The organism is Burkholderia territorii, from assembly GCF_001718335.1.
In the GTDB taxonomy this organism is placed as follows: Bacteria; Pseudomonadota; Gammaproteobacteria; order Burkholderiales; family Burkholderiaceae; genus Burkholderia; species Burkholderia territorii.
On the sequence record NZ_CP013366.1, the window covers coordinates 1,287,131 to 1,303,029 of the forward strand.

At 68.3% G+C, this 15,899-nt stretch carries 17 protein-coding genes; 10 read left to right on the top strand and 7 right to left on the bottom strand.

Going from position 1 to position 15,899, the window contains the following annotated elements; genetic code table 11:
• Positions 1-3 precede the first annotated feature (3 nt).
• The 3 genes from lpdA to WS51_RS16605 all read left to right on the top strand — a co-directional run bounded on the left by lpdA (position 4) and on the right by WS51_RS16605 (position 2,436).
• On the top strand, positions 4-1,395 hold the full coding sequence (lpdA, locus tag WS51_RS16600; RefSeq protein WP_069229466.1) for a dihydrolipoyl dehydrogenase: 1,392 nt from the start codon (positions 4-6) through the stop codon (positions 1,393-1,395).
• Positions 1,396-1,547: 152 nt separating this feature from the next.
• Complete coding sequence (locus WS51_RS31105; RefSeq protein WP_155773600.1) at positions 1,548-1,721, top strand: hypothetical protein; 174 nt, start codon at positions 1,548-1,550, stop codon at positions 1,719-1,721.
• Positions 1,722-1,806: 85 nt separating this feature from the next.
• On the top strand, positions 1,807-2,436 hold the full coding sequence (locus tag WS51_RS16605; RefSeq protein WP_069229467.1) for an NAD(P)H-binding protein: 630 nt from the start codon (positions 1,807-1,809) through the stop codon (positions 2,434-2,436).
• A gap of 68 nt (positions 2,437-2,504) precedes the next feature.
• Here the strand turns inward: WS51_RS16605 and WS51_RS16610 are convergent, their stop codons facing one another.
• Positions 2,505-3,422 (bottom strand): LysR family transcriptional regulator, encoded by a 918-nt coding sequence (locus tag WS51_RS16610; protein ID WP_059506027.1) that lies wholly within the window; start codon positions 3,420-3,422, stop codon positions 2,505-2,507.
• Between the two features lie 129 nt (positions 3,423-3,551).
• Between WS51_RS16610 and speB the strand changes: the two genes are divergently transcribed.
• The 3 genes from speB to WS51_RS16630 all read left to right on the top strand — a co-directional run bounded on the left by speB (position 3,552) and on the right by WS51_RS16630 (position 7,292).
• Entirely contained in the window at positions 3,552-4,502 is a 951-nt protein-coding gene (gene speB, locus WS51_RS16615) for an agmatinase (RefSeq protein WP_059546008.1), read from the top strand.
• A 366-nt stretch (positions 4,503-4,868) separates the two neighbouring features.
• On the top strand, positions 4,869-5,546 hold the full coding sequence (locus WS51_RS16625; protein ID WP_069229997.1) for an SOS response-associated peptidase family protein: 678 nt from the start codon (positions 4,869-4,871) through the stop codon (positions 5,544-5,546).
• Positions 5,547-5,861: 315 nt separating this feature from the next.
• Entirely contained in the window at positions 5,862-7,292 is a 1,431-nt protein-coding gene (locus WS51_RS16630; RefSeq protein ID WP_059449394.1) for a purine-cytosine permease family protein, read from the top strand.
• A gap of 383 nt (positions 7,293-7,675) precedes the next feature.
• On the opposite strand, the gene WS51_RS16635 is transcribed toward WS51_RS16630, so the two are convergent.
• Complete coding sequence (locus WS51_RS16635) at positions 7,676-8,587, bottom strand: LysR family transcriptional regulator (protein WP_069229468.1); 912 nt, start codon at positions 8,585-8,587, stop codon at positions 7,676-7,678.
• A gap of 168 nt (positions 8,588-8,755) precedes the next feature.
• On the opposite strand from WS51_RS16635, the gene WS51_RS16640 reads away from it, so the two are divergent.
• Complete coding sequence (locus tag WS51_RS16640) at positions 8,756-9,676, top strand: pyridoxal-phosphate dependent enzyme (RefSeq protein ID WP_069229469.1); 921 nt, start codon at positions 8,756-8,758, stop codon at positions 9,674-9,676.
• 268 nt (positions 9,677-9,944) lie between these two features.
• Here WS51_RS16640 and WS51_RS16645 read toward each other — a convergent pair whose 3' ends face one another.
• The gene (locus WS51_RS16645; protein ID WP_069229470.1) at positions 9,945-11,120 is read right to left on the bottom strand and encodes a DUF2242 domain-containing protein; all 1,176 of its coding nucleotides are present in this window, start codon (positions 11,118-11,120) and stop codon (positions 9,945-9,947) included.
• A 129-nt stretch (positions 11,121-11,249) separates the two neighbouring features.
• Positions 11,250-12,143 carry a LysR family transcriptional regulator gene (locus tag WS51_RS16650; RefSeq protein WP_059546014.1) on the bottom strand — a complete coding sequence of 298 codons (894 nt, stop codon included), beginning with the start codon at positions 12,141-12,143 and terminating at the stop codon, positions 11,250-11,252.
• Between the two features lie 108 nt (positions 12,144-12,251).
• On the opposite strand from WS51_RS16650, the gene WS51_RS16655 reads away from it, so the two are divergent.
• Both WS51_RS16655 and WS51_RS16660 read left to right on the top strand, forming a co-directional pair.
• Positions 12,252-13,007, top strand: a complete 756-nt coding sequence (locus tag WS51_RS16655) for a TerC family protein (protein WP_059506041.1) — start codon at positions 12,252-12,254, stop codon at positions 13,005-13,007.
• Positions 13,008-13,066: 59 nt separating this feature from the next.
• Positions 13,067-13,369 (top strand): TFIIB-type zinc ribbon-containing protein, encoded by a 303-nt coding sequence (locus WS51_RS16660; protein ID WP_059769808.1) that lies wholly within the window; start codon positions 13,067-13,069, stop codon positions 13,367-13,369.
• A 108-nt stretch (positions 13,370-13,477) separates the two neighbouring features.
• On the opposite strand, the gene WS51_RS16665 is transcribed toward WS51_RS16660, so the two are convergent.
• Positions 13,478-13,888: an Hsp20/alpha crystallin family protein gene (locus WS51_RS16665; RefSeq protein ID WP_059546019.1), complete on the bottom strand. Its 411-nt coding sequence runs from the start codon at positions 13,886-13,888 to the stop codon at positions 13,478-13,480.
• A gap of 17 nt (positions 13,889-13,905) precedes the next feature.
• Complete coding sequence (locus WS51_RS16670; protein WP_059449386.1) at positions 13,906-14,346, bottom strand: Hsp20/alpha crystallin family protein; 441 nt, start codon at positions 14,344-14,346, stop codon at positions 13,906-13,908.
• 245 nt (positions 14,347-14,591) lie between these two features.
• On the opposite strand from WS51_RS16670, the gene WS51_RS16675 reads away from it, so the two are divergent.
• Complete coding sequence (locus tag WS51_RS16675; protein WP_060330225.1) at positions 14,592-15,512, top strand: 3-hydroxyacyl-CoA dehydrogenase NAD-binding domain-containing protein; 921 nt, start codon at positions 14,592-14,594, stop codon at positions 15,510-15,512.
• A 41-nt stretch (positions 15,513-15,553) separates the two neighbouring features.
• On the opposite strand, the gene WS51_RS16680 is transcribed toward WS51_RS16675, so the two are convergent.
• Positions 15,554-15,835 carry a DUF4148 domain-containing protein gene (locus WS51_RS16680; protein ID WP_081053716.1) on the bottom strand — a complete coding sequence of 94 codons (282 nt, stop codon included), beginning with the start codon at positions 15,833-15,835 and terminating at the stop codon, positions 15,554-15,556.
• Positions 15,836-15,899: the final 64 nt, after the last annotated feature.

Here is a 15,899-nt window from a genome sequence, read left to right on the forward strand (position 1 = left end):
ACGATGAAGAACGAACACACCACGTTGCTCGTGATCGGCGGCGGACCGGGCGGTTACGTCGCCGCAATTCGCGCGGGACAGCTCGGTATTCCGACGGTGCTCGTCGAGCGCGAACGGCTCGGCGGCACGTGCCTGAACATCGGCTGCATTCCGTCGAAGGCGCTGATCCACGTCGCCGACGCGTTCGAGCAGGCATGCGGGCAGGCCGGCGACGGAATGCTCGGGATTCGCGTGCGCGCGCCGGAGATCGACATCGCGAAAAGCGTCGCGTGGAAGGACGGCATCGTCGAGCGGCTCACGCGCGGCGTCGGCGCGCTGCTGAAGAAGCACGGCGTGCACGTGCTGCACGGCGACGCGCGCGTGGTCGACGGCAAGACCGTCGACATCATCGCAGGCGACCACACGACGCGGATCGCCTGCGAGCACCTGGTGCTCGCGACCGGCTCGGAGCCGGTCGCGCTGCCGTCGATGCCGTTCGGCGGGCACGTCGTGTCGTCGACGGAGGCGCTGTCGCCCGCGTCGTTGCCGAAGCGGCTGGTCGTCGTCGGTGCCGGGTACATCGGACTGGAACTCGGATTCGTCTATCGCAAGCTCGGCGTCGACGTCACCATCGTCGAGGCGGCCGAGCGCGTGCTGCCCGCGTACGACGCGGAACTCGCGAAGCCGGTCGCCGATTCGCTCGCGCGGCTCGGCGTCGGGCTGCGACTCGGCCACACGGTGCTGGGTCTCGCGAGCGACGGCGCGGTGCGCGTACAGGCACCCGACGGCGCGCAGAGCACGCTGGCGGCCGATCGCGTGCTGGTCGCGGTGGGCCGACGGCCGCGCGTCGACGGCTTCGGGCTCGAATCGCTGCCGCTCGATCGCAATGGCCGCGCGCTGCGCATCGACGACGAATGCAGGACGTCGATGCGCAACGTATGGGCGATCGGCGACGTGGCCGGCGAGCCGATGCTCGCGCATCGCGCGATGGCGCAGGGCGAGATGGTGGCCGAGCTGATCGCCGGACGCCGCCGCAAGTTCACGCCGGCATCGATTCCGGCCGTGTGCTTCACCGATCCTGAAGTCGTCACGTCCGGCTGGTCGCCCGACGACGCGAAGGCGGCCGGCGTCGACTGCATCAGCGCGTCGTTTCCGTTCGCGGCGAACGGCCGCGCGATGACGCTGCAGGCGAACGACGGCTTCGTGCGCGTCGTCGCGCGGCGCGACACGCACCTGATCGTCGGTTGGCAGGCGGTCGGACGCGGCGTGTCGGAACTGGCCGCGGCGTTCTCGCAGTCGCTCGAGATGGGCGCGCGGCTCGAGGACATCGGCGGCACGATCCACGCGCATCCGACGCTCGGCGAAGCGATGCAGGAGGCGGCGTTGCGCGCGCTCGGGCATGCGCTGCACGTGTGAGCGCGCATGCTCGACAGAAGCCCCCCGCGGCGGGGCTCGTTGTTTGTGTCGACTGCCGGCGGCGGCTTCGGATTTCCCGCACCGGGTTCGACATTGCCTTCCGCGGACGGCTGCGGGAAGAGGGCGCGTGTTTCCGTGGCGTCTCGAACGGAATGCGCAAGACGCGCGCGTGGTCGCTGGTCGCTGAAGGGCGGCTGTCGATCGAGGAGATCGCGGAGGCGCCGCGGTTCAGCGACATGTCCTCTTTCGCGCAGGCGTACAAGCGCCAGGCCGGTGTCGCACCGTGCGTGTCGCGGCAGGCGGGAACGCGCTCGTGGCGGGCGTGATGCGGGTTGTGGTTGACCCTCCGGCGCGGAGCGTTCATCGTGTCGGTTCACGTCGATTCACCTGCGTCACACGGAATGACTGCCCATGAAACTGTTGCTCGTCGGCGCGACCGGACTCGTCGGGCGCCTCGTCCTTGATGCCGCGCTCGCCGACGCGCGGGTGGACCAGATCGTCGTGCTCGCGCGCCGGCCGTTGTCGCCGCATCCGAAAATGCGCGCGCTGGAAGTCGACTTCGATCACCTGCCCGAGGCGGCCGACTGGTGGCAGGCCGATGCGGTGATCTGCACGCTCGGCACCACGATGCGCGTCGCGGGCTCGCAGCCCGCATTCCGGCGCGTCGATCACGACTATCCGCTCGCGGTCGCGCGGCTCGCGCACCGGGCTGGCACGCCGACCTACGTACTCAATTCCGCGCTCGGTGCCGATCCGCGCTCGCGCATCTTCTACAACCGCGTGAAGGGCGAGGTCGAACGCGCGCTCGCGGGCGTCGGGTTCGCGTCGCTTACCTGCGTGCGGCCGGGCCTGATCGGTGGCAGCCGCGACGAATTCCGCTTCGGCGAACGGATGCTGGTGCTTGCATTGAGCGCCGCCGGTCCGCTGCTGCCGAGGAAGTGGCGCGTCAATCCCGCACCGCGCATTGCGCGCGCGCTGCTCGACGCCGCGCTCGACGCGCGTCCGGGCGTGCACGTGATCGGTTCGGAGCAGCTTGCCTGAACTGATACGCGCACCGACCCGGAGCCGATACCTCGGGCCGGCGCGCACGAACGAACCGCCCGAACCGGCTAGTCGCGCCCGACATCGTCAAGCGGTCCGAACTGTTCCGCGAGGGCATCGCAGAACGCGTCGAGCACTTCGCTGCCGTCGCTGTTGCGCGGCGTCGCGAGCTGGAATTCAACGGCGTGGCTCAACTTGCCCGGCAGCAGCCTGCGCATCTTGCCGGCCGCGACCCACGGCGCCGCGACATGGTCGGGCAGGAAGCCGACGTGCGCGCCGGACAGGATGAAGATCACGTCCGCATCGACGTTTTCGGAGAACGCCGTCGGCCGCGTATTGCGCAGCGCCGAGCCGGCGGTGCCGGTCTTGTAGAGCCGCGCGACGTTGCTCGCGCGTTCGACGTCGTTGACCGATACGGTTCGCTTGGCGGCCAGCGGATGCCGCGCGCCGCAATAGAGCGACTGCTGCTCGACGAACAGCGGCACATGGTTCAGGCCGGCCTGGTGCCCGGAGAAATACCCGATCGCGAGCTGCAGCTCGCCTTTCAGCAGCTTGCGCTCCAGTTCGTCGGGCGCGACCGCGAGCATTTCGACCAGCACGTCCGGCGCCTGCGCGCGAAAGCGGCCGACGGCCGTCGCGATCGCTTCGACGACGTCCGGCGCGAGCCGCTCGGACAAGCCGATGCGCAGCTCGCCGAGTAGCGTGCCCGACACGTGCTGCGTATCGCGCGTGAAGGCGTCCATCGCCTGCAGCAGGCGCCGCGTCGACTGCAGCACGCGTTCCCCCTTCGGCGTGAGCCGGAAGCCGCTTTTGCCGCGCTCGCACAGCCGGAAGCCGATGCGCGTCTCGAGCTTGGCCATCTGCGTGCTGATCGTCGACGGCGCCATTCCGAGCGTGCCTTGCGCCGCGCTGAAGCCGCCGCTCTCGACGATCGTGACGAAGAGCCGAAGCAACTGCACATCCATGTCTCTCAATCGGGTCAGCATGACGATACATCGCGTTTTGTGAAGTCAGCTTATGTTAGTTCATATTTTTCGTTGGATAACGCCACGGCAGAATCCGGCACGAGGTCGCGAGCCGCGCGACCGCGTTCTCCCCACGACAGGAATCCGACCATGACCCAGAACGATCTCGCGTTCACGCGCGACACCCTTTACGGCACGCAGGCCGAACCGACCTTCGCCGGTGCGACGAGCTTCATGCGCCGGCGCTTCAGCCGCGATCTCGACGGCGTCGATCTCGCGATCACCGGCGTGCCGTTCGATGCGGCCGCGTCGCACCGGCCCGGCACGCGCTTCGGTCCGCGCGGGCTGCGGATCGCGTCGACCGGCATCGCGTGGGAACGTCCGTGGCCGTGGGCATTCGATCCGTTCGACGTGCTCGCGGCGGTCGACTACGGCGACTGCGCGTTCGATCTCGGGCAGCCCGAATCGGTGCCGGGCGCGATCGAACGCCATGCGGACGCGATTCTCGCGCGCGGCTGCGCGATGCTGACGCTCGGCGGCGATCACTTCATCACGTATCCGTTGCTGAAGGCGCATGCGAAGGTGCACGGGCCGCTGTCGCTCGTGCATTTCGACGCGCACACCGACACGTGGCCCGATCTCGACGTGAAGCGCATCGATCACGGCACGATGTTCTATCACGCGGCGCGGGAGGGATGGGTCGTGCCCGAACGCTCGATGCAGGTCGGGATTCGCACGACCAACGACGAGCCGATGGGCTTCGAGATCCAGGATGCGCGCAGCGTGCATGCGTCGACGCCCGCGGCGGTCGCCGCGCGGATCCGCGAGCGCGTCGGCGATCATCCTGTGTACCTGACATTCGACATCGACTGTCTCGATCCGGCCTTCGCGCCCGGCACGGGCACGCCGGTGTCGGGCGGACTGTCGAGCCACCAGGCGCTCGAGATCCTGCGCGGGCTCGACGGCATCAACCTGGTCGGGATGGACGTGGTCGAAGTGTCGCCGCCGTACGATCATGCGGAAATCACGTCGCTGGCCGGTGCGACGATCGCGCTGGAACTCATCTGCCTGTATGCGTCGCGCCGTCGCGCCGCACGCTGACGGGAAGCGCAAGCGATCGACGCTGCATGAACCGCGCTACCGCCGCGCCGTGCCCGACGATGCGGCTGATGCATCGCGTTGCGCGGCACGGCGCGAGCGGCTGCTTCGGTACGTAATCGATGCGCTCGCGGCGAACGGCTTCGCGACGCTGTTCGTCGTTTGCTCGACGGATCCGGCCGCGCATTCATGCGATTTCTGCCGACGTCTCCGCCCGACGTCGACCGGCAAGCTGGACCACGCGGGCGACGAAATCGGCACGCGGCGGGACGGGCAGACGTAAGACTGTTTCGTCATACCACACGATGGCGAAACGTGGCGTGCGCGCTGACCTACGATGAAGACATTGCGTCCATCGCCCGCCCAACCGTGTGCACCCACTACCGCGCCCCTGATGAAGACCCGGGTATCAGCGAGCTGAGGATCGGCATCGGCGACCTGTTTCGTCGCGATCCTTGGGAGCCCGACGTATATCCGGATTACGCGGCGCCCATTGCGCGTGCCGACGGCGATGGTCTCGTGGTCGTTCGCGCGGTGTTCGGTTTCTGGCCGAAGTTCATGCAGCCAGAGCGGTTCGACGAGCACGGTCGCAAGCGGAAGAAACTCGATACGGTGAACGCGCGCGCGGAAACGGTCGGTTCTTCGCGGCTCTACGGCAACGCTTGGCGCAACGGCCAGCGCTGCCTGATTCCGGTACGCTGGATCTTCGAGCCCTGCTACGAAACGGGCCGCAACGTATGGCACCGGATCGGTGTCGACGGCTGGCAACCATGCTGCGTCGCCGGCCTCTGGCGACGTTACGAAACGGCCGACGGCCGCGAGTGCATCGGCATGACGATGCTCACGGTCAATGCCGACGACCATCCGGTGTTCGCGCGCATGCATCGGCCCGGCGACGAGAAGCGCGGTGTCGTGATCCTGCGCCGCGACGACTACGACGCGTGGCTGCACACGCGCGACATCGAGGCTGCGCGACACATGCTGTTTCTGCTGCCCGCCGGCGAGATGATTGCCGCACCCGATCAGGCGTCGCCCACCGGCACCTGAGGTTTCGTTTTCCCTGCGTTTTCCATACGCGTAACCAACATCCACGGTCGCCGGCTGTGCGCGATTTTTCGGGCGTTCGGCAAGACTGCGGGACACCGGGTAATCCCCGATATCGTCCGAGTTGTATATACAAGATCATCCGCTGGCATTGTCGGCGCGAATCGTACCGGCCGTGCGCGAGCGTGCAGCCGTGCGCCGCGCGTGCTTCGGCGATACACGGCGCACCGGCCCGCCGAGGCGAGAAGGGCGGCTCGGCACGTTTCCCGTCTCGCCGTCAAAATCATTTGCGATCCTCAGCATCTTGGAGATTTTCCCGTGTCAACGAATCCCAGTGGAAAGGCCGGTGGTCTGATCGAGGTACGCTCGATCGATTTCATTCCCGACGCGGAGCGCCACGGCGGGCTGCTGAGCCAGTTCACGTTGTGGCTGTCGGCGAACATGCAGATCACGGCCATCGTCACGGGCGCGCTGGCCGTCGTGCTCGGCGGCGACGTGTTCTGGTCGCTCATCGCGTTGCTGCTCGGCCAGCTCGTCGGCGGCGCGGTGATGGCGCTGCACGGCGCGCAGGGGCCGCAACTCGGCTTGCCGCAGATGATCTCGAGCCGCGTGCAGTTCGGCGTCTACGGCGCGATGATCCCGATCGTGCTCGTGTGCCTGATGTACGTCGGTTTTTCCGCCAGCGGCTCGGTGCTCGCCGGGCAGGCCGTCGCGCAACTGCTGCACGTCGACGACGCGGCCGGCATCCTGCTGTTCGCGGCCGTGATCGTCGTGCTGACGGTGTTCGGCTATCGCGCGATCCACTTCGTCGGACGCATCGCCAGCGTGATCGGCATCGTCGCGTTCGTCTACATGTTCGCGCAGTTGTTCGCGAACCACGACGTCGGCGCGCTGCTCGCGAACCGGCACTTTTCACTCGCGAGCTTCCTGCTGTCGATGTCGCTGTCCGCATCGTGGCAGATCGCGTTCGGCCCGTACGTCGCCGATTATTCGCGCTACCTGCCGCGCTCGACCTCGTCCGCTGCCACGTTCCTCGCGGTGGGCCTCGGCTCGGTGATCGGCGCGCAGGCGGCGATGGTGTTCGGCGTGTTCGCGGCCGCGCTGGCCGGCAGCCAGTTCGCGCACCACGAGGTGTCCTATATCGTCGGCCTCGGCTCGACGGGCGCGGTGGCTGCGTTGCTGTATTTCAGCATCGCATTCGGCAAGGTGACGGTGACCGCGCTCAACGCATACGGCAGCTTCATGTCGATGGCGACGATCGTCAGTGGGTTTCGCGGCAAGCGGGCGGTGTCGTCACGCAGCCGTCTCGTGTACATCTTCGGGATGATCTGCGTGTCGACGCTGATCGCGCTCGCCGGCCGCCATTCGTTCCTGAAGGAATTCACCGCGTTCATTCTGTTCCTGCTCGCGTTCTTCACGCCGTGGAGCGCGATCAACCTGGTCGACTATTACTGCTTCACGCGCTCGCGCTACGACGTGCCGGCGCTGTCCGATCCGGACGGTCGCTATGGCCGCTGGAACGTGATGGCGATTACGATCTACGTACTCGGCATCCTGGTGCAGCTGCCGTTCATGTCGACCCACATCTACACGGGCCCGCTCGTCGACGCGCTCGGCGGCACCGACATCTCGTGGATCCTTGGCCTGGTCGTGCCGGCCGTGCTGTACTACGTCGGTGCGCGCGCGTCGCGACGCAGCATCCCCGAACGCCTGATCCTGCCGCTCGAACGCGGCGAGGTTCACCACTGAATTGTCTCGATTCGCTGCGAACGATGCAGCGCGTGGAGGCAGCATGCGCGCGCAGCCCGTGAGGCGCGGCGTTCGACGATTCGCGCCGGTGTGGCGCTCCACGGAAAAAAGCCCCGGTCACAGGGGGGCCGTGACCGGGGCAAAAAGCATCCTCTCTTTGGCACGAGGGTTGGATGCGGGCGCAGTATATTTCGGGGCCTGACATTTCGAAATGACGTTAAACGGCCTCTTTTGGCGCCAATTTAAAAATTCCGACACGGCGTCGTCGTCCGTCATCGATCTGAAAGTTTTTTCGTGCGCCCGAGCAGATGTTTAGTGCGCGGGGACGGCGAGGCCGGCCGGATCCGCCGCCGACGCGCGGGCACGCGTGCCGTAGCAGTGGATCATCCCGCGTGACCGGCCGCGTCGCGCACCGCCTCGAGAAACCGCTCTACGACGGGAGACGCGGGCACCGCCGCACCGTCGAATACGAACTCTATATCGAAGCGGCTCGCGAGTTCGTCGAGCGCGACGAGCCGCACCGTGCGCGGGCACGTCGGCGACGCGCTTTCCGGCACGAATGCGCAGCCCATGCCGGCTGCCACTAGGCCGATCAGCGTCGGGATGTCGCTACCCACCTGCGCGATGCGCGGCGTGAAGCCGGCCCGTTCGCACTGCGCCATCAGGAAGCGGTGGTGCGCGGCGGAGCGCTGCGCGTCGAACCAGACGAACGGCTCATGCGCGACGTCGGCGAGCGTGCGCGGGGCGCGGAAGCGGCCGCCGGGCGGCGCGGGCATCGCGAGCACGAAGCGGTCGCTCAGCAGCCGCACGCCCGACAGATGCGGTGCCTCGTCGCGGCGCCACGCCATGATCCCGCCGTCGAGCTGGCCGCGCATCAGCGCTGCCGCCTGTTCGGCGGACAGCATCGGCGCGATCGACAGCTTCACGTCCGGACACGCGTCGCGAAACGCCTTCAGCACGTCCGCGACGACCGGCAGCGGCAGGCAGTTGGGCAGCGCGCCGAGGCGCAGCTCGCCAAGCTGGCCGGCCGCGCTGCGCAGCGCGCGTTCGCGGCTGTCCTGCAATGTCGCGAGCAGGCCTGTCGCATCCCGCAGGAAACTTGCGCCGGCCGCCGTCAGCGTGACGCCCGTCGCACGCCGGATCAGCAGCGGCGTGCCGATCGCCTCCTCGAGCTCGCGGATCTGTCGCGACAGCGCCGGCTGGACGATGCCGGCCGCGCGCGCGCCGCCCATCACGCTGCCGGCTTGCGCGACGGCCACGAAGTAACGCAGGTGACGCAGTTCGATCTGACGCATGCGGTATCGACTCCGATGTTGCTGTTGATTCGGTGGTATGCCTGCCAAGCATAGCAAGTGTCATTGGATGGTATTGGAAAGCATGGTCCGGCTGCCGTACGATGATCGACGTTGCCGGGCCTGTTTACGGCCGCGTGCATTCCCTGTGTCCCGACCGTGTCCCTCACCATGCCGCTCCATATCCAGACGCCCTATGTCCGCTCGCAAATCGCTTCGCGCCGTTTCGGCAAGAACATCCGACTGAAGCTGGACGCGCTGCAGCCGTCCGGTTCGTTCAAGTTGCGCGGCATTGGCGCGGCATGCGAAGCGCGCCATGCAGCCGGCGCGCGCCGGTTCGTATCGTCGTCAGGCGGCAATGCGGGCATCGCGGTCGCGTATTGCGGTCGCGAGCTCGGCGTGCCGGTGCTCGTCGTCGTGCCGGAAACCGCATCGGCCCGCGCGCGCGAGCTGATCCGCGCGGAGGGCGCGGAGGTGGTCGTGCACGGCGCGAGCTGGGCCGAGGCGAATGCGTACGCGCTGTCGGCCGTCGGCGCGCACGACGCGTTCGTGCATCCGTTCGACGACCCGGTGCTGTGGCAAGGGCACGCGACGATGATCGACGAGATGGCGGCAGCCGGCCCGAAGCCCGATGCCATCGTGCTTGCCGTCGGCGGCGGCGGGTTGCTGTGCGGCGTACTGGAGGGGCTCGCGCGCAATGGTTGGCAAGATGTACCGGTCGTCGCCGTCGGGACGGAAGGCGCCGACAGCTACGCGCGCTCGGTCGCGCACGGGCGTCCGGTCGAGTTGCCGGCGATCACGAGCATCGCGACGTCGCTCGGCGCGAAGCGGCCGTGCGACGCGGCGGTCGAATGGGCGCAGCGGCATGCGATCCATCCGGTCGTCGTGTCGGATGCGCAGGCGGTGGCTGCGTCGCTGCGGTTCGTGGACGAGCACCGGATCGTCGTCGAGCCGGCGTGCGGCGCCGCGCTGGCCGCGCTCGAGCAGTCGGTGCCGGTGCTGGCGTCCGCGTCGGATATCGCGGTGATCGTGTGCGGTGGCGTGACGGCGACGGTCGAGCAACTGCAGACGCTGAGCGCGACGTTGCGGTAACGCGCCGACGCGCGTGACGCGGCGCAGCCGGACGATGAAGCGGGTGAAGAAGTAACGGCGGAGTGAGCGCACGGCATGCATGATCGCGCGCGCCTGCGGAATCGCGACGCGTGTGGTCCTTCGCGACGGGATGTGCGCGATCGCCGGTCACGTCACGGTGCGTATGCGCAACCGGCCTTTGGGTGTTCGACCATTACGCGGACAGCGGGGAAGGGCGCACATCGCGCGCCGCGCGACCGGCGCACGGCGCACCGAGAGGACTGCGCGATCAGTTCGCGGCTGGCGCGCTGGTACCTGCGGGTGCGGACGAGGCCACAGGATCGACGGCAGCGGGCGCGGGCGTCTTGTCCGCCGATGCCGGAGCAGCGTTCGACGGAGCGGGTGCGGAGGCCGCCGAAGCGGGTGCCGCCGATGCCGGCGTTGCTGCCGCGCGCGTGGCGGGGGCAGGCGTCGACGCGGGCGGAGCCGAAGCAGACGCGGGGATCCGAGCGGAGGCAGGCGCCGCAGCGGATGTGGAAGCAGGCACGGCTGCCGAAGCGGGGACCGGCGCCGATGTCGAAGCAGGCACCGGCGCTGAAGCGGGTGCCTGCGCCGACGTGGACGACGAAGCCGGGACTGCGGCCGAAGCCGCCGCAGGTGCCGAAGCTGAAGCCGACGCCGGCACGCCACCCCGCATTGCCCCCGGCGCGACCACGGCCGATGCCGGAGCAGGCGCAGCAGGCACGGCCGACGTGCCCGAAGCCGGCGCGATGCCCGGCACCGACAGCGGTACCGGCGCCGCAGGCGGCGTCGGCACGACCGGTGTCGTCATCTTCATCGGCTCGCCCTGCGGCGTCGGTGCGGGTTCGGGCAGCGGCGTGACGGGTTCCTTCTCGGCCGCCTTCACGGTCGCGCGATCGCGGCGGGCCGGATCGATCTTCAGGAAATGCTCGACGAGATTGAAGAAGCGCTCGTAGAACACGCCGGCGGGAATCGTCTCGCTCGCGGTCTTCACGAGCGCGTCGTCGCTCGACCCGATCGGCAGCGACAGCGAGCCGAACACGCTGAGCCCGACGCTCGCCGACGTATTCGACTTCTTCAGCGTGTAGCGATCCTGCACCGCGTTCACGTACGCGATGCTCGACGAGCCGTCGGCGTTCGCGTCCGCGCACACGACGTGAAACTCGATCACGACGTGCATGTCGTTGCTCGGCTGGAAATTCTTGCTGCCGTCGACGGCGTCGTTGCGCGACGACGACACCACATAGCCCTGGCTCAGCAGCGCGCGCCGCGCGGCCTCGCACGCCGCGTCGGATTTCGAGTGGAACGTGTGCGCATACGGGCTGCTCGTCGCGTCGAACTGCTCTTGCTGGTAGATCGGCTTGGGCGGCGACGAGCACGCCGCCAGCACGGTCGCGGCCGCGAGCGCGCACGAAACGGAAAACAGGCGAAATCGGTTGTGCATGGCGTCTTTCAAAAGGCTCGGCGAGATGCCGCGCGGGGCCGGGGGTGCAGCGGCGGGGCCGCTGCGATGCGCGTGGCAATCTCGTATGGCCGGGGCGTCATTATAGTTTCGTTTGATGTCTGGCTCGCTTCAGGCGTCCGGCGCAGGCCGCGCGGCCGCGAGCAGTCGCGACACCAGCGGATGATGCTCGCCGCGCCGCGAGCGGATCGCATGGATCTCCTCGGTCACGTCGCCCGCCCGGCCGAGCAGGCGCAGCCCGCGCAGCAGCGACGCGTCGTTCGCGCCGAGTTCGCTGAGCGGAAATACGCCGAGGCCGCGCGCCGCGAACACGGCCATCAGCGCGCTGTCCTCGAATTCCCCGGCCATGCGCGGCACGATCCGTTCCCGCTCCAGCCACAGGTCGAGCCGCGCGCGCAGCGCCGAGTGCGCGGTCGGCAGCAGCACCGGCAGCTCGGCGAGGCACTGCGGAAAGCGCTGCCGCGCGGCCGGCGTGACGAGCGCGGCAGGCCCGTACCAGTCGACCGGCGACGCGACGAGCCGCTCGCTCGTCACGCGAAGATTCGACCCCGACGGCGCGCCCTGGCCGGCCAGCACGAGGTCGAGGTGGTGCAGCGCGAGTTCCGCGAGCAGCGCGTCGTGCTCGCCTTCGTGGCACAGCAGCCGCAGCGTGGGCGTGTCGAGCACCGGCGCGAGGATCGCATGCGCGGCGAGCTTCGAGATCCCGTCCGCCAGGCCGACCGCGAGCCGCACGGTCGGCTGGCTGGCCGCCGCGCGCACTTCGTCGGGAATCAGCCGACCCATTTCGAAGATGACCTCCGCGCGCGCATACGCGGCCTGGCCCGCGTCCGTCATCGCGACGCCACGGCCCGCCGGGCGCAGCAACTGGTGGCCGAGCGACTTTTCCAGTTCGCGGACCTGCGCGCTGATCGTCTGCACGGCCATGTCGAGCCGCTGCGCGGCGCGCGCGAAGCCGCCTTCCTTCACGACGACCCAGAAATAGTACAGATGGCGAAAATTCAGCATCGGATCGACATTTCGAAAAAACCGAACTAAAGATCAGATTCTCTCTGATTTTTACGAAGCTGTGGGTTCGCTAACATCGGGCTTTCCACATTCGAATCGGCCCTTTTCATGGACTATCTGCTGACGCTTGCCGCCGACCCCGCCGTCTGGGCTGCGCTCCTGACGCTCGTCGTGATGGAAGTCGTGCTCGGCATCGACAACCTGATCTTCATCTCGATCCTCAGCAACAAGCTGCCCGAAGCGCAGCGCGCCCGTACGCAGCGCCTGGGCATCGCGCTCGCGCTGGTGATGCGCCTCGCATTGCTCGGCAGCGTCGCGTGGATCGCGAGTCTTACCGAACCGGTGTTCACGGTGTTCGATCACCCGTTCTCGTGGCGCGACATGATCCTGCTGTCGGGCGGCCTGTTCCTCGTATGGAAGGCGACCACCGAGATCCATCATCACGTGTCGCACGACGGCGACGGCGCGGGTGCGTCCGGCGGCGCGGCCGGCCTGACGGTCTGGGCCGCGATCGGCCAGATCGTGATGCTCGACATCGTGTTCTCGATCGACAGCATCGTGACCGCGATCGGCATGACCGAGCACATCCCGATCATGTTCGTCGCGGTGATCGTCGCGGTGAGCGTGATGCTGTTCGCCGCGCAGCCGCTCGCGCGTTTCATCGACCGCAATCCGACCATCGTGATGCTCGCGCTGTCGTTCCTTGTCGTGATCGGCATGACGCTGATCGCGGAAGGCTTCGGGTCGCACGTGCCGAAGGGCTATATCTACGCGGCGATGGCGTTCTCGGCGTTCGTCGAAGGCATGAACATGCTGGCGCGGCGTGCGAAGGCGAAGCGCGCGGCACGCGTCGAAGGTCGCTGACACGGCGGGCGGGCCGCGCCCGCCCTCGATTCGGAATGCTCAACGAAAGGAGAAGCGCGATGAAATGTCCGGTCTGCAAGACCCCCGACCTGCTGATGGCCGAGCGCCAGTCGATCGAGATCGACTATTGCCCGACCTGCCGCGGCGTGTGGCTCGATCGCGGCGAACTCGACAAGCTGATCGCACGAGAAACCGGCGATGCGCCGCCGCGTCGCGACGCGGCGCCCGAGCGGCACGACGCGCAGGCGCCGCGCGGGCGCGACGATGGCTGGGGGCGCGATGGCCGCTCGCACGATGACCGTTACCGGCACGATGGCCGGCGTCGCAGGAAATCGGTGTTCGACCTGTTCGATTTCGATTGAGCGTGACGGCGCGCGTGTCTCGCGCGGCACGATGGAAAAAAGCCCCGCCGGGCGTGATGCCGGGCGGGGCTTCGCCATGCGCGTCGCGCGATGGGCGCGCGCCGGCGCTTACGCGTTGCCGGCGACCACGTCGATGCGGCGCGGGCGCGTTTCCTCGCGGCGCGGAATCGTCAACGTGAGCACACCGTCGCGCAGGCTTGCATCGATTCGCGACGTGTCGAGATCGGGGCTCAGCACGAACGAGCGTGCGTAGCGCGGCGCGCGGACTTCGACGTGCCGCACGCGCAGGTCGGCCGGCGTTTCGATGCGCGAGTCGGCTTCGATCGTCAGCGTGTTGTCGTGCACCTTCACGTCGAGGTTCTCGCGCGGCACGCCCGGCAGGTCGGCGCGCAGCGTGACGCGATGTCGGTCTTCGACGATGTCGACGGCCGGCGTGATCGCGGGCCGGCGCGCGGCTTCGGCGGCAGGCGCTTGGACGGCGCCGGGCTGGCGTTCGGTCAGGGTCTGGGTCATGTTCATGTCGGAATCCTGAATGGTTACTGAACGTTGATCGCGCGCGGCTTCGACGCCTCGCGCCGGCCGACGCGAATCAGCAGGCAGCCGTTTTCGTAGCGGGCGCTGACGTTGTCCGGATCCGCGCTCTGCGGCAGCTCGACCACGCGGCGGAACGCGCCGTGAAAGCGCTCCTGCGCATAGGTGCGCACGTCGTCGCCATGCTCGTGCGCCGCGATCTTGCGTTCGCCGCTGATCGTCAGCAGGTCCTTGTCGATCGAGACGTCGAAGTCGGCCGCGGCCATGCCGGGGGCGAACGCGACGATCTCGATCGCGTCGTCGGTCGCGCCGACGTTCAGCGCGGGAAACGCGCTCGGCCGCACCGCGCGGATGCCGGCCGGAAGCTCGCCGAACAGATTCGCCATCTGCCGCTGCACGCGGGCGAATTCGTCGAACAGGTCGTGGCCGTAATGGATACCGCTCATGAAAGTCCTCCGGAGCATGAAACGCGAAAGACGCGGCGACGCAATGCCGACGGCGAGTGCGACGCGCGGTTTTCCGCTGAGTCGAAACGGGGGCAGTGCGCGTGACGGGCACTGCCGGGCAACGGGTAATTAGAGGCTGCCGCGGCGGTTTTCAAGAGGGGAGGCGCAATCGCCGTCAACGCGTCGCGACGTGAATCGATGCGACAATCGTCGCGCTACTTACAGACCACGGAGACGGGACGGACATGGACATTCAACGCATCGCGATCGTCGGGGCGGGCGTCATCGGCGCGAGCTGGGCGGCTTTCTATCTGGCGAAGGGTTTCGACGTCGTCGCGACCGATCCGGCACCGCAGGCCGACGCGCGGCTGCGCGACGCGCTCGCCGCGTTCCTCGGTGAGCCGCGGGCCGCCGAACTTTCCGTGCGGCTGTCGTTCGATGCGGATCTTGCTCGCGCGCTCGAGCGCGTCGATTTCGTCCAGGAAAGCGGGCCCGAGCGGCTCGACCTGAAGCGGGCGCTGTACCGCCAGATGGACGATGTGCTGCCCGCGCGCGTGCCGATCGCGTCGAGTTCGTCGGGCCTGAAGATGTCCGACATCCAGACCGCATGCGACAGGCACCCGGAACGCTGCCTGATCGCGCATCCGTTCAACCCGCCGCACTTGATTCCACTCGTGGAGCTGGTCGGCGGCGACGCGACCGACCCGAGCGTGATCGCGCGCGTGAAGGCCTTCTACGACGCACTCGGCAAGCAGACGATCGTGCTCAACAAGGAAATGACCGGCCATGTCGCGAACCGGCTCGCGGCCGCGCTGTTTCGCGAGGTGTATCACCTCGTCGGCGAGGGCGTGGTGAGCGTCGCGGATGCGGACAAGGCGGTTGCCTGGGGTCCCGGCTTGCGCTGGGGGCTGATGGGGCAGTGCCTGACCTATCACCTCGGCGGCGGCGCGGGCGGCATCGCGCACTTCCTCGAACACCTGTCGGGGCCGATCACGACGTGGTGGGACGATCTTGGCACGCCGTCGTTCGATCCGGCCGTCGATCGCAAGCTCGACGAAGCATTGCGCGCAATCCAGGGCGAGCGTTCGATGCAGGAACTGGCGGCCGAACGCGACCGGCTGCTCGTCGAGCTGATCGACGCGCGGCGCCGCAGCTTCCTGCCCTGAATGCGTCGTCGCGCAGCGTGCCGGTCGCGCCCGGCAAAGCGCTATTGCCGGGCGGCCGTTTGCGGGGCCCGCGGCGTCTGCGCGAGCCACGCGGGCTGCGCGGCCTGCACCAGCTCGCGATTGCGTGCACGCGTGGCGGCATCCGGCGGATAGTTGCCGTCGTTGGTCGGCAGTTCGCCGTCGAGGTAGGCTTGCTTCAACTGCGCGACGACCTCCGCGCGCGTCAGGCCCTGTGTCGGTGCGGCGGCATCGGTTTGTGCAAAGGCTGGGGACAGCAGCGCGGCTGCAGCGGTCGCGACGGCGAATCGCAAGGCGTTCATGATGTGCTCCGATCAAGGTGACGGGACAGCGGACGCGCGGCACGCTGCCGTGCGTTCCGATGGGCCA

Excerpts from the sequence above, each read along its gene's own strand:
- lpdA (WP_069229466.1), top strand. The coding sequence starts at position 4 with ATGAAGAACGAACACACCACGTTGCTCGTGATCGGCGGCGGACCGGGC.
- WS51_RS31105 (WP_155773600.1), top strand. The coding sequence starts at position 1,548 with ATGCGCAAGACGCGCGCGTGGTCGCTGGTCGCTGAAGGGCGGCTGTCG.
- WS51_RS16605 (WP_069229467.1), top strand. The coding sequence starts at position 1,807 with ATGAAACTGTTGCTCGTCGGCGCGACCGGACTCGTCGGGCGCCTCGTC.
- WS51_RS16610 (WP_059506027.1), bottom strand. The coding sequence starts at position 3,422 with ATGCTGACCCGATTGAGAGACATGGATGTGCAGTTGCTTCGGCTCTTC.
- speB (WP_059546008.1), top strand. The coding sequence starts at position 3,552 with ATGACCCAGAACGATCTCGCGTTCACGCGCGACACCCTTTACGGCACG.
- WS51_RS16635 (WP_069229468.1), bottom strand. The coding sequence starts at position 8,587 with ATGCGTCAGATCGAACTGCGTCACCTGCGTTACTTCGTGGCCGTCGCG.
- WS51_RS16640 (WP_069229469.1), top strand. The coding sequence starts at position 8,756 with ATGCCGCTCCATATCCAGACGCCCTATGTCCGCTCGCAAATCGCTTCG.
- WS51_RS16645 (WP_069229470.1), bottom strand. The coding sequence starts at position 11,120 with ATGCACAACCGATTTCGCCTGTTTTCCGTTTCGTGCGCGCTCGCGGCC.
- WS51_RS16650 (WP_059546014.1), bottom strand. The coding sequence starts at position 12,143 with ATGCTGAATTTTCGCCATCTGTACTATTTCTGGGTCGTCGTGAAGGAA.
- WS51_RS16655 (WP_059506041.1), top strand. The coding sequence starts at position 12,252 with ATGGACTATCTGCTGACGCTTGCCGCCGACCCCGCCGTCTGGGCTGCG.
- WS51_RS16660 (WP_059769808.1), top strand. The coding sequence starts at position 13,067 with ATGAAATGTCCGGTCTGCAAGACCCCCGACCTGCTGATGGCCGAGCGC.
- WS51_RS16665 (WP_059546019.1), bottom strand. The coding sequence starts at position 13,888 with ATGAACATGACCCAGACCCTGACCGAACGCCAGCCCGGCGCCGTCCAA.
- WS51_RS16670 (WP_059449386.1), bottom strand. The coding sequence starts at position 14,346 with ATGAGCGGTATCCATTACGGCCACGACCTGTTCGACGAATTCGCCCGC.
- WS51_RS16675 (WP_060330225.1), top strand. The coding sequence starts at position 14,592 with ATGGACATTCAACGCATCGCGATCGTCGGGGCGGGCGTCATCGGCGCG.